General features: G+C 66.8%; 13 protein-coding genes. 3 read left to right on the top strand and 10 right to left on the bottom strand.

From position 1 onward, the window contains the following. The 4 genes from VGP60_RS24475 to VGP60_RS24460 all read right to left on the bottom strand — a co-directional run. On the bottom strand, nt 1-1416 hold a 1416-nt coding region (locus VGP60_RS24475; RefSeq protein WP_327550417.1), incomplete at its 3' end, for a transposase. A 166-nt stretch (nt 1417-1582) separates the two neighbouring features. Then, on the bottom strand, nt 1583-2593 hold the full coding sequence (locus VGP60_RS24470) for an NADP-dependent oxidoreductase (RefSeq protein WP_327550416.1): 1011 nt from the start codon (nt 2591-2593) through the stop codon (nt 1583-1585). 78 nt (nt 2594-2671) lie between these two features. After that, a complete protein-coding gene (locus VGP60_RS24465) occupies nt 2672-3106 on the bottom strand; it encodes an SRPBCC family protein (RefSeq protein ID WP_327550415.1) in 435 nt (144 codons plus the stop codon). A gap of 125 nt (nt 3107-3231) precedes the next feature. Next, nucleotides 3232-4149 (bottom strand): ABC transporter substrate-binding protein, encoded by a 918-nt coding sequence (locus VGP60_RS24460; RefSeq protein WP_327550414.1) that lies wholly within the window; start codon nt 4147-4149, stop codon nt 3232-3234. Nucleotides 4150-4282: 133 nt separating this feature from the next. Here VGP60_RS24460 and VGP60_RS24455 point away from each other — a divergent pair, with 133 nt between their 5' ends. Further along, nucleotides 4283-4975: an ABC transporter permease gene (locus VGP60_RS24455; protein WP_327550413.1), complete on the top strand. Its 693-nt coding sequence runs from the start codon at nt 4283-4285 to the stop codon at nt 4973-4975. Beyond that, nucleotides 4972-5685 carry an ABC transporter permease gene (locus tag VGP60_RS24450; protein WP_327550412.1) on the top strand — a complete coding sequence of 238 codons (714 nt, stop codon included), beginning with the start codon at nt 4972-4974 and terminating at the stop codon, nt 5683-5685. Before VGP60_RS24455 ends, VGP60_RS24450 begins: the two co-directional genes overlap by 4 nt. Before the next feature lie 117 nt (nt 5686-5802). On the opposite strand, the gene VGP60_RS24445 is transcribed toward VGP60_RS24450, so the two are convergent. The 6 genes from VGP60_RS24445 to VGP60_RS24420 all read right to left on the bottom strand — a co-directional run bounded on the left by VGP60_RS24445 (nt 5803) and on the right by VGP60_RS24420 (nt 10404). Then, the gene (locus VGP60_RS24445) at nt 5803-7263 is read right to left on the bottom strand and encodes an aromatic amino acid lyase (RefSeq protein WP_327550411.1); all 1461 of its coding nucleotides are present in this window, start codon (nt 7261-7263) and stop codon (nt 5803-5805) included. Next, nucleotides 7260-8267, bottom strand: a complete 1008-nt coding sequence (locus tag VGP60_RS24440) for an ornithine cyclodeaminase family protein (protein WP_327550410.1) — start codon at nt 8265-8267, stop codon at nt 7260-7262. Before VGP60_RS24440 ends, VGP60_RS24445 begins: the two co-directional genes overlap by 4 nt. Beyond that, nucleotides 8264-8818 carry a YbaK/EbsC family protein gene (locus tag VGP60_RS24435; RefSeq protein ID WP_327550409.1) on the bottom strand — a complete coding sequence of 185 codons (555 nt, stop codon included), beginning with the start codon at nt 8816-8818 and terminating at the stop codon, nt 8264-8266. The genes VGP60_RS24440 and VGP60_RS24435 overlap by 4 nt, the downstream gene beginning before the upstream one ends. Before the next feature lie 71 nt (nt 8819-8889). Beyond that, nucleotides 8890-9183 carry a DUF2516 family protein gene (locus tag VGP60_RS24430; protein WP_327550408.1) on the bottom strand — a complete coding sequence of 98 codons (294 nt, stop codon included), beginning with the start codon at nt 9181-9183 and terminating at the stop codon, nt 8890-8892. Nucleotides 9184-9266: 83 nt separating this feature from the next. Next, complete coding sequence (locus tag VGP60_RS24425; protein ID WP_327550407.1) at nt 9267-9944, bottom strand: hypothetical protein; 678 nt, start codon at nt 9942-9944, stop codon at nt 9267-9269. 7 nt (nt 9945-9951) lie between these two features. Further along, entirely contained in the window at nt 9952-10404 is a 453-nt protein-coding gene (locus tag VGP60_RS24420) for a helix-turn-helix transcriptional regulator (protein WP_327550406.1), read from the bottom strand. Nucleotides 10405-10564: 160 nt separating this feature from the next. On the opposite strand from VGP60_RS24420, the gene tgmC reads away from it, so the two are divergent. After that, a complete protein-coding gene (gene tgmC / locus VGP60_RS24415) occupies nt 10565-11698 on the top strand; it encodes an ATP-grasp peptide maturase system methyltransferase (protein WP_327550405.1) in 1134 nt (377 codons plus the stop codon). Nucleotides 11699-11842 lie beyond the last annotated feature (144 nt).

Below are 11842 nucleotides of genomic sequence, written 5' to 3'. Positions count from 1 at the left end.
TTTCTTGGTCTTTTCGGGTTTTTTGGGGTTTTTGATGTGGGTGGGGTGGCGTTCGCGGGGTGGTTTGGTGGTGCCTGGGGGTCGTCCGGGGCCGGGCCGGGTGTTTTGTGGTGGGTTGGCGGGGGTGCCGGTGTGGTGGTGAAGTCGCCGAATATCGCGGCGGACCCGCCGCGGTGTGATCCGGTCGGGTGCCTGGGGTTTCTCCCAGCGCATCCGCAGGTCTTGGGAGATTTGTCGGGTGAGGCGGAGTTGGGTGTAGGCGGCCAGCACCAGCCAGGTCCAGACCTCGGCGGTGGCGGGCAGCATCGGGGTGAACACGGTCCAGCCGAGGTCTTGTTTGAGGAACCGGAAGGTGTGTTCGAGGTCGAACCGGCGCTGGTAGGTCGCGAACAGGGTGATGAGGTCCAGCAGGGTGGGCCCGGTATGCCAGAGCCACATCGGCCGGTCCGGGGTGCCACCACCGGGCAGGTGCCCGATCTGGATGCGGAGCACGGTGCCGGTCACGATCGGGGTTCTGCCGGGGTGCTCGGTCCAGTACCCGGCGCGGGTGATCCGGCGGTGTTGTCCGTCCCAGGCGGAGAGGGTGACGTGGCCGTAGCGGGCGGTGGTGGTCACGGCGGTGCGGTCGGGGGTGTGCAGGGTGGCGGGGTCGTTGAGCGTGATCTTCGTACCGTGCCGGGCCGGGGCCCCACGTCCGCGTGGTCCGGGGGTGCGGTCCGGGGCGGCGTGGAACGTCTGGTTGGACCGTAACCGGCCCAGGATGTGGGTGGTGGCGCCGAGTTCGTGGCTCAACGCCATCAGGTCGTATTCGGAGTCGAACACGAACCCCGGAATCTCCGGTCCGCGTTCCCCGGCCCGCCCGGCCGCCGTGAGTCCGGCGATGATCCGTGTCATGGTGTCGAGGGTGACCTGGGTGAGGGTGTCGTCCGGGCGCAGCCGGGCCGCGTCCACCGGGCCGGTCCACGAGGTAGGCCCGGGTTCCAGCGCCGCCATCACCGCCCACGGATACCCCGACGTCACCGGTTTACCCGAAATGGTGCGGGCTGATTTGTCATGCACCGCACGACGTTCCGGGGAGGTCACCGCGTCCGGGCGGGCGATGTTCGACACGTCCCCGGCGAACCACAACACCGGGCCGCGCCCCGGCCCGACGGTGTTCAGCAGCAACGCCCGCAGCCGCGGAACATCCACCCGGCCGTTGCTCAACGCGCCGTAGAGCGCGCCGTGCCCACGGCGGAACTCCGGCTCCAGCGACAACGCCGGCACCGAATCGACCCGCCCCGGGCGGGACACCACCGCGTCGGTGAGCTCGAACAACGCATCACCCCGCCGGTCCAGACAGTCGTAGAACCCCTGCCGGAACGCCACCAGAACCCCAAGCTCACCCGGCCCGACCCCACCCTGCACAATGACCACGCAGCCCTTAGTTGATCTTCTTCTGTCGCAAGACGAATGATCACCTAAGGGCTGCGTTCATGATCAACCGGGGCCACCCACCACCACCCCGACGTTAAAACTCAAGGGACCTTTCATCTCGATTCTTGAGATGAAAGGTCCGTTCATGCCACTTCAGGGACCAGGGTCAGTCGGCGAGGTGGACGAGCATCTTGCCGGTGTTGGCGCCGTCCAGCAGGTCGAGGAAGGCCTGCGGGGCGTTGCGGATGCCGTCGACGACGGTCTCCTCGAACTTCAGCTCGCCCTTCGCGACGAGCGGCGCGACCTCGGAGACGAACTGCTGCTGCATACCGAAATGGTCGGCGACCAGCATGCCGCGGATGGTGATGCGCTTGCCGATGATCGACGGCAGGTTGCGCGGCGCCGCGGCCGGTTCGGTGTTGTTGTACAACGAGATCATGCCGCAGATCGCCATACGCCCGTGCAGGTTGCTGGAGTCGATGGCCGCTTCGAGGTGCTCGCCGCCGACGTTGTCGAAGTAGACGTCGATGCCCTCGGGAGCCGCCGCGCGCAGTTGCTCGGCGACCGGACCGTCCTTGTAGTTGAACGCGGCGTCGAAGCCGAGGTCGTCGATGAGGTGGCGGACCTTAGCCGCGGAACCGGCGCTGCCGATGACCCGCTTGGCGCCCTTGAGCTTCGCGAGCTGCCCGACGACGGAGCCCACCGCTCCGGCCGCGCCGGAGACGAAGACGGTGTCGCCCGGTTTGAAGTCGGCGACGTCGAGCAGTCCGGCATACGCCGTCAGCCCGGTCATGCCGAGCACGCCGAGGTAGGCGTTCAGCGGCGCGGCGGCCGGGTCGACCTTGACGGCGTACTTCGCGTCGAGGGCGGCGTGCGTGCGCCAGCCGAGCTGGTGCAGCACGACGTCACCGGCCTTGAAGGAGTCCACAGTGGACTCGACGACCTCACCGAGGGCGCCACCGGTCATGACCTTGTCGAGCTCGAACGGCGGCGAGTAGGACTTGACGTCGTTCATCCGGCCACGCATGTACGGGTCGACGCTCATGACGAGGTTGCGGACCAGGATCTGCCCCTCGGCCGGCGTGGGGATCTCCGTCTCGATGACGGCGAAGTCGTCGAGAGTGGGCTTGCCCTTCGGCCGCGAAACGAGCCGTACCTCGATGGCCTGTGCGTTCACCGTTGAACTCCTTCTTCAGAAAGTGTGGTCTACCAGCTCCAACCCGCTAAGCGGGGCGCTCATTCCGATTGTGACGAGCTACACGATCTGCTCGAGCTTGATCAACACGTCGTCGTAAATCCGCTTGAGCCCGCCAGGCGCGAACGTCTTCTCGAAAAAGCCGCCGATCCCTCCGGCGCCGTCCCAGCTGGTCTCGATCCGCACGAAAGTGCCCGCGCCGGCCTCACGAACGGTCCAGGTCGTGACCATCGTGGAGTTCGCGTCGGTCTCGACGAGTGTCCCGGGCTGCGGCTCGGTGACGGTCGCGGCGACCGAACGGACGCGCTTCGACGTCGCCTGCAGCTTCCAGTTCGCCTTGGTGCCCGCGCCGGTGCCGCCTTCGATGACCTCGTAGTCGAGGTACTGCTCGGGCAGGATCTTCGGACGGCTCTCGGCGTAATCCGCGATGGCCGCTCGTACCTTTTCCAGCGGAGCCTCGATCTGACGCTCCGATGTGGCCGTGACCTTTCCCATTTCACTCCTAGCGTCGCCGGACCTTGTCCAGTAACGATCCCACAACACACCGTCACACAAGGAACGGACCTTCCACCGCGAACAATGCGAGGAAGGTCCGTTCGGGGTATTTCTCTGGACTTCGACTAGATCAAGGCCTGCTTCGACAGCCAGTCCTTCGCGACGTCCGCAGGACGTTCGCCGTCGGAGTCGACACGCTTGTTCAGGTCACGCAGCTCATCGGTGGTGAGCTTCGCACTCACCGAGTTGATCAGCGTGGAGAAGTCGGCGCCGCGCTCGTCGAGCACCTTCTTGTTGACCGCCGGGACGACGTTCTCCTTGGGCACGATGCCCAGCTCGTCGGTCAGCGCGACGAACTCCGGGTCGCCGACCAGCGGGTTCACCGAGTCGACCGGGATGACGGTGACCGCACCGGACCGCAGCTGCGCGACCCGGGGGCCCGCTTCCTGCGCGGTCTGGAACGTCACGTTCAGCTTGTAGACGTCCTTGAAGCCGAGGAAGCACGGGATGCGCTTCTCGCACTCCGGCCCGCCCGCCAGGATGACCTTGTCGAGCTTCTTCAGGTCGCTGATCGAGGCCAGGCCCTTTTCCTTGGCGAGGTCGGCCTTGACGATGAAGGTGTTCTTGTCCTCCGCCGGCGCGTAGTTGAGCAGCGCGACCCCGGACGGCTCGAGCAGCTTCGCGAGCTGCTCGTGCTCGGCGTCGGCGTCCTTGGGCGCCTCCTGGCCGAAGCCGGTGGTGATGGCCGCACCCTGGTACTCGGGGATGAACTGCAGCTCACCGGATTTCAAGGACGGGTAGATCAGCTCTCGCGAGCCGAGGTTGAGCTTGCGTTCGACCGGGTAGCCCTTGGCTTCCAGCGCGTTCGCGTAGAGCTCGGCGAGGATCTGGCTGTCGGTGAAGTTGAACGACGCCACCACGATCGGCGCGCCGCCCTTCGACTGCACGGCCGGCGCGTCATCGCCGCCGCCCCCACAGGCGGTCAAGCCGAGCACACCAGCGGCCAGCGCCGCTGTCACTCGAAGTTTCCGTGTCCAGCGCACGTGCACACTCCCTAACTCGAATAGAGGAAATGACCCTATCCGCGGGTTACGACAGAATCCACATCTTGGAACCGATAGGCGGATGCGTCCCAAGAGCCGGAATCGAGCCTCTCGAACGGGGTAAGGTCGTTCGGTGCGAGAGTTCTTCGTCGCCCAGGGTGGCGATAGGCCGATCTTCGAGTGGCGCTGGGTCGAGCGCAACTCCGACCTCATCGGGGAAAAACTCGGCGAACACATTTCGCTGACGGCGATCTCGCTGGCGATCGGGCTGGTCATCTCGATCGCGCTGGCCGTGCTCTCCCTGCGCTGGCGCTGGTTCTACGCGTTCTCGATCGGCCTGACGGGCTCGCTCTACGTCATCCCCAGCCTCGCCGCGTTCGCGCTGCTGGTCCCGTTCTTCGGACTGACGTCGACGACCACCGCGGTGATCCCGCTGGCGAGCTACACCCTGCTGATCCTGCTGCGCAACATCGTCACGGGCGTCGACCAGGTGCCGAAGGAAGTCAAGGAAGCCGCGATCGGCATGGGCTTCACGCCCCGGCGCATGTTGCTGCAGGTCGAGCTGCCGCTGGCGCTCCCCGTGGTGATCGCCGGGCTGCGGGTCGCCGCGGTGACCACGATCGGGCTGGTGACGGTGACGTCCATGCTCGGCAAGGGCGGTCTCGGCTACTTCATCCGCAACGGCATCCAGACGGCCACCCCGAACCCGACGGCGATCATCGTCGGTGTCGGCCTGTCGATCGTGCTGGCCGTGCTCGTCGACCTGCTCCTGTGGCTGAGCGAACGCGCACTGGCGCCGTGGGCCAGGAAGGCACGGGTGCGATGAGCATCATCGATCAGACCATCGCCTGGCTCGGCGAACCGAACCGCTGGAGCTGGACCGACCCGGCGGGCATCCCGTACCGGACCGTCGAACATCTCCAGTTCTCCGTGCTGGCACTCGCCGTCGGCGCGTTGCTGACCATCCCGTCCGCGCTGTGGCTCGCGCACTACCGGCGGGCGCCGTTCCTGGCGAGCAGCGCGGTGAACATCGGCCGCGCGATCCCGAGTTTCGGGCTCATCATCTTGTTCTGGTTCCTGGCCTACCGCTGGAACGTGGACACCAACTTCTGGCCGTTGCTGCTCGCGCTGGTCGCCCTGGCCCTGCCGCCGTTGTTCACGAACACTTACGCGGGCGTGGTTTCGCTGGAGCAGGAAACCGTCGACGCGGCACGCGGGACCGGGTTCACCGAAGGCCAGATCATGCTGCAGATCGAGCTGCCGCTCGCGCTGCCGGTGATCCTGGCCGGCGCGCGCGTGGCGTTTCTGCAGCTGGTGGCGACGGTCGCGATCGGCGCCATCGTCAACGACGGCGGCGGCCTCGGGCGCTACATCGTCGACGGGTTCGCCGAAGGGGCCGCGGGCAACGGCGAGATCCTCGGCGGCGCGATCGCGGTCATCATCCTGGCCCTCATCTGCGAAGGCGCGTTCACGCTCATCACCCGCGCAGCCACCCCCAAGGGCCTAGCCCTCCAGCAAAACACCCGCTCGGAGTAGCTCCTCCCCGTACAACACACGTACAGGAACGGGAGACACGCCTACGCCAACGGGGAACACAACTACAGGGCTGGGAAACACGCCGCCACGAACGTCATCTGTTCCCGGTTTTGTGAGTCACAGCTCGTTGAAGTAGGTCTCGCGGCATCGGGCGATCATGCGCGTGATGTCCGGGCCGAGCGGTCTGTCGATGGTCATCGGTGGCACGGTTTCGGCGATCCAGTCGTAGTGCTTCTGCAGGCCAGTCGCGCCAAGGCCACGCAGGTAGTGCGCCTGCGAGCCGCCGATCAGCTCGCAGGCCGTGATCGCCCAAAGGTGCTCAAGCGCCGCCCGCAACTGGGCACCAGCGGCCCAGGCAAACGCTTGCACATCCTCCTGACCCGCGGAAGTGTCGATCGAGCCGAGCGTCGCCGGAGTAGCCAGCCGACGCAGCGCGTGCAGCTCCCCCACCGCCCGTTTATGCATCGGCGAAAGCCCGGCCTGCGGACCCGGATCGACCGCGAGCTGCGGATTCAGACCAGTGAAACGATCGTCCGTCAACCGATGCAACCGCTGCACACTGATCTCGCCGACATGCACGAGCGCAGCCGTCATCGCGTCCATCCGCAGCCCGATTTCGGCGCCGTGGAACCCCGTGGCCGATACGAACCGGCCATCCACGAACGCGGGAGAATCGGTCACCGTCCCCCGAAAAGTCCGGACGGTCGCGAGCAGCTCGCCGACAACCCTGTCGGCGTAAGCGATCGCGCGCGGGCCGACACGCAGTGAGATCGGCGCTTGAACGACGCTCGGCCGCGGCATCGAACCGGCCGTCAGCGAGTGGACCTCGTCGAGCCGCGACCAGAGATGTTTGTCCTCACCAGCCAGCTCAGGCGAGTAGCTGTCCCGGGGCGCGCCTGTCGTGTCGACGGCGATCGCGGCCGCCAGCGTCTGCAGGTCGAGGAGCTGGAAAACCTCACTCCCGGCCAAAGTCGCGTACATGACAGCGAGCGGCGAACCCTGGATCAGCGTGGCGCCTTCCTTGGGCCCCAACCGATACGGCTCGACACCGCGGCGCGCGAGCGCTTCCGACGCGGGCGTTTCGACGCCGTCCTCCAGCACCGTCCCGATGCCCGCGAACGTCTGGAAAGCGTGTGCCAGCGGGATGATCTCACCCGCGCTGCCCGTCCCGGTGCGCGGCACGGCCGGGACGAACCCATCGTTGAGCCGCGCGGCGAGGAACCGGACCAGCTCCGCGCTCGCTCCGGCTTCCGGCGCGAGAAGATCGCCCAACCGGATGACGAACAGCGCGCGCACCTCACGCTCGGAAAGCCATGGCGGCCCGCCGACAGCGCGGCCGATCAGCAGATTTCGCTGGTGCTCAGCCTGTTGCGCCATTGTCAGCGTGACGCCGGCCAGCTTGCCCATGCCGGTGTTCACGCCGTAGACCGGCTTATCCGCCGAGGTCAGCGCGGCGAGCACCAGCTTCCTGTTCGCCGCGACCGTCCCCAGCAGGGCGTCGGATACCGAAATCTCGGCACCGTCGACGATCTCGCCGAGCTGCGCGGCGAGGTCGTCCGCTGTGGTGATCTTGATCATCGGTACGGCAGCATCGTGCCGACTTCGGCTGCCTCGGCGCGGTTCAGGATCATGTGCGCCACCGCGAGGTCGGTCGTGGACAATCCGCGATGCCAGAACAGGATCCGCTCGTCGTCGGTTTCACGGCCCGGCAGCTTACCCGCGACGATGTCACCGATCTCGCCGTGCAGCCGTTCCTCGGTCAGCAGACCGGCGTTCAGCTGCGGCCGCAGCGCGCCGAACCGCGGGTTGCCGGACTGCGACTCGCGCCAGTTGTCGACGACGACCTTGTCGACGGCGTCGAGCAGGTCGAGTTCAAGCGCGCTGATCGTGCCGTAGGGCACCAGGAATGTGCCCGGCCGCAGATACTCCTTGCGTACCAGCGGTTCCGGCTCGAGGAGCCGCGACGCCTCGACCATGATGTCGGCGCCGTCCAGCGTCTCGGCCGCCGTTTTCACCGCGCGCACCGGCTTGCCGAGCCGCTCCGAAAGCCGCTCCGCGAACGGCTCGTAGGACTCCGGGCGCTTGCTCGTCACGCGGATCTCGGCGAAGTCGTAGATCGAGTCCAGCAGGACGACGTTCCACCACGCCGTGCCGCGGGCGCCGATATGTCCCAGGATCCGGGAATCCTTACGCGCCAGATACTTCGCGCCGACGGCCGTCATCGCGCCCGTGCGGGCTTCGGTGATCATGGTGCCGTCGACGATCGCGCGTGGCATGCCCGTTTCCGGGTCCAGCAAGAGGATCAGCGCCATCTCGCTGGGCAGGCCGCGCTCGAAGTTCGACACGAAGTCGCCGACGACCTTGACCCCGCTGACCTGCTTTTCGGACAGGTGCCCGCGCAGGACGTTGAAGTGGCCCTTGCCGCCGTTGTCCGGCACGAGGTGGGTACGCGGCTCGAAGACGACCCGGCCGTTGCCGTGGTCGACGAGCACGTCTTCGACGGCGTCAACGATGTCGGCGTCGGTCACGCCGAGCGAATCGATGTCGGCGCCGGACAGGTACCGCATCCAGACCGAGGTCACTCGACGACTTTCGCCAGGCCTTCGATGACCTCGACGCCCGGCATCGACGCGAGCACCGAGCCGGGGATGAGCAGCTTGCTGCCACGGATCCCGCTGCCGATGACCAGCTCGGGGGCGTCCGCGACGGCCTTGTCGATGAACAGCGGCCAGTCAGCGGGCAACCCGACCGGCGTGATGCCGCCGTAGGCCATGCCGGTCAGCTCGACGGCTTCCGCCATCGGCGCGAAGGACGCCTTGCGCACGTCGAGACGCTTTTTGATGATGCCGTTGACGTCCGCGCGAGTCGTGGCGAGCACGAGCGCGGCGGCGAACTTGACCTCGCCCGCGCGCTTGCCGGCGACGACGACACAGTTGGCCGACGCCGTCAGCGGAGACCCGTAGGCCTCACAGAACGCGGCTGTGTCGGCGAGTTCGGGATCGATCGACGCGACGCCGACGGCGTCCGGATCGGAGAGTGCGGCGAGGGCCTTGGCGACAGGTTCAGCCAGCAGGTCGGGCCTGCTCAGGGCGGGCTCGACGGTCAGGGTTCCAGCGATGGTCCAAGTGGTCACACCGTCAGAATAAGCGGACGCGAAGCGTTCTCCGTTGAGGGTGGTGGTGGGCGACGGTGTGGGCACAGTAGCTACCAGCTGCGGCCGCCGCGCTGGACCTCGATGAGCTTGGGCCGGACGTCCACCAGGTAGACCAGGGTCGCGACACAACCGGCCAGGAAGAAGATGGTCCCGGCGCCCCAGAACCCGAACAGCGCCATCACCGCGGTGCTGCCACCGGTGATCGCCATCCAGATCGGCTTGGTCTTGCGATCCGCGGCCGAATACGCGTCGGCGCGCTGGGTCAGGGCGTGTACGAACGCGAAAAGGCCAGCCAGGGCACCTGCCCAATGGATGACCGTGACTATCACTGTGGCGACGAACACCCCATCAGGGTACGGCAAACCTGATGAACACATCTGCCCCCGGCACCTGTGAAAGTGCCGGGGGCAGATTATTCATGCTGTGCTTACTTCTCCGTCTTCGGCGCGGCCGGCTTCTTGGCGGCGGCCGAAGTGGTGCTGCGGCGCGTGGTGTTCGCGGACCGCGGGGCGGTCTTGTTCGCGGTCTTGCGGGCCACGGAACGGGTCTCGTGGGCCAGCTCGTCGCCGAGGTCCTCGATCTTCTCGGCGGTCTCGTCGGCGACGGACTGCACCTTGCGGGCGGTCTTCTCACCGGTGGAGCGGGTCTGGCGGGTGACCTTGGCCAGCACGCCGTCGACGCGCTCACGGGTCTCGGTGGTGACCTCTTCAACGCGGCCCTGAGCCTGCTGAAGAGCGTCCTCGAGCTGCTCAATGGCCTTCTTGACCTGCGGCTGCGCGACGATCTTGTCCCACGCCTGCTCGCCGGACTCGGCCAGCTTGTTGTACAGCTTCAGCGCGGCGTCGGTGTACTCGTCGACGACCTTGCGCAGCTCCGCCGGGTCGAGCTTGCCGCGAAGGCTCTCGACGTCGGTGGGCAGCTCTTCGATGTTCTTGCGGGCGGCCTCGCCGGTGGCGGTGGCGCGCTCCTTGGCCTTGGCCACGGCGTCGACGACAGCCTGGCTGGCGAGGTTGCCGGCGCCGAGAGCGGCGAGCAGCGAGGTGCGGACCTGGTCCACGGCGGTGGTGACGACCTTGCGAACGTCTTCAGTCTTGGGGGTGGTCATGGTTTGTTCACTCCTTCTCAGCGGTTGGCGTGTTCTGCTCTGGTTGTGCGTGGTTCTCTGCGGTCGGGTGAGCCGCCTGGTTCTCCCGACGGAATGACTCGTACACGTCGAGCAGAACCTGCTTCTGCCGCTCGGAAAGCTCGGTGTCGGCGCGAATGGAATCGCCGACCGGGCCGCCCGTCGGCAGGTCGAGAATTCCTGCCTGTACGTAGAGCGCTTCGGCCGAAATCCGCAGCCCCTTGGCGATCTGCTGCAGGATCTCGGCGCTGGGTTTGCGGACCCCGCGCTCGATCTGGCTCAGGTACGGGTTGGACACTCCGGCCAGCTTTGACAGCTGCCGCAACGAAATCTTCGCGTTGCTGCGCTGGACCCGGATGTACTCCCCGATGTCACGACCGATGTCGGCAACCTTTTCGATGGGCCCGCCCGATGATTCCTGGGCTTTTCCCGTCTCTGTCATCTGGTCACCTCCTCGCGACACCAACGACGTTACGCCGAGGTGCTAGCAGTTGCAAGCAGAGTGCTTGCAGAATGCGTGTGTCTTGCGCCACGCCGCGCTATCCCACACCGTCGCCCTCCACCACCCTCAACGGAGCTGCGCACTGTATTAACCTGGGTGAATGGCAAGCCCCACAAGGCTTCGACAGCGACTCGTGACGATCTTGCGTGACGAGGGCGCCCTGACGGACCCCCGGTGGATCGACGCGTTCCTGCGCGTCCCCCGCCACCCGTTCCTGCCGCGCTTCTTCCTGCCCGAAGGCGACGGCTGGGTCGCGATGTCCAGCGAGGACCACGGCTGGCTCAAACGCGTCTACTCGACGAACGTGCTGGTCACGCAGCTCGACGACGACCAGGACCGCTGGGAAGCAGCCCGTTTCGACGGCCCGCTGCCCGGCACGCCGACGTCTTCGTCCAGCATGCCGTCGATCATGGCGGTGATGCTCGAAGAGCTCCAGGTTTCCGACGGGCAAACGGTTCTCGAGATCGGCACCGGTACGGGTTACAACGCGGCCCTGCTGTGCCAACGAGTCGGCGATCAGAATGTGTCCACAGTGGACATCGATCCGGCGCTCGTCGAACCTGCGAAAGCCGCGCTCGCCGAGTGCGGCTTCAAGCCCGCGTGCGCTGTTGCCGATGGGGCACAAGGGTTTCCGAGCCGGGCGCCGTTCGACAGGGTGCTCTGCACGTGCGCGGTGTCGACGATCCCACTCGCCTGGCTGGAGCAGACCGTGCCCGGCGGGCTGATCGTCACGACGTTGAACCGGCCGATCGGCGCGGGCCTGCTGCGAATCGTCGCCGGAAAAGGCGCGACCGGGCAGGGACGTGTGCTCGGACGGGACGGCCGTTTCATGCCACTGCGGGCGGACAGGCTCAGCAGCCCGTCACTGCTGCTCGCGAAGCACGCGTCGGAATCTGGCAGCACTTCGCGGACAAAGTTGCCGCTCAACGCCGTGCTGAGCACGTCCAGCCGGTTCGAGTTCTTCGCGGGCCTGGAACTGCCGAACGTCGTCGCCTATGGGGATCACCTGCTGCACGAAGACGGCTCGTGGACGCGGCACCGCACGATCGACGGCGAGCACTTCGTTGAGCAAGGCGGGCCGCGGCGGCTTTGGGACGACGTCGAACGCGCGCACGGCGAGTGGATCGCACTGGGTCAGCCGAGCCGGGACCGGTTCGGCATCACCGTCACCCCCGAGTCCCAGCACTTCTGGCTGGACACCCCCCGCGCCACCCACCACTGGCCCCTGGGCTAGCGGCTACCGCCATCTGTCGACAGCAATGCCACTGACTTAAGCTGCCCGAGGTGTCAGCCGGATGTTCGGTGGGTCCGCGTACCTTGCTTCTCGGTGGTCGGCTCGTTTGGTGAGTTTCGCTCCGACTTGCCGTCGTTTGACGAC

It is taken from the genome of Amycolatopsis sp. (genome assembly GCF_036008905.1).
Taxonomy (GTDB): Bacteria; Actinomycetota; Actinomycetes; order Mycobacteriales; family Pseudonocardiaceae; genus Amycolatopsis.
The sequence above is the reverse complement of the archived record's forward strand: the minus strand, read 5'-3'. Positions and strand labels throughout refer to the sequence as shown.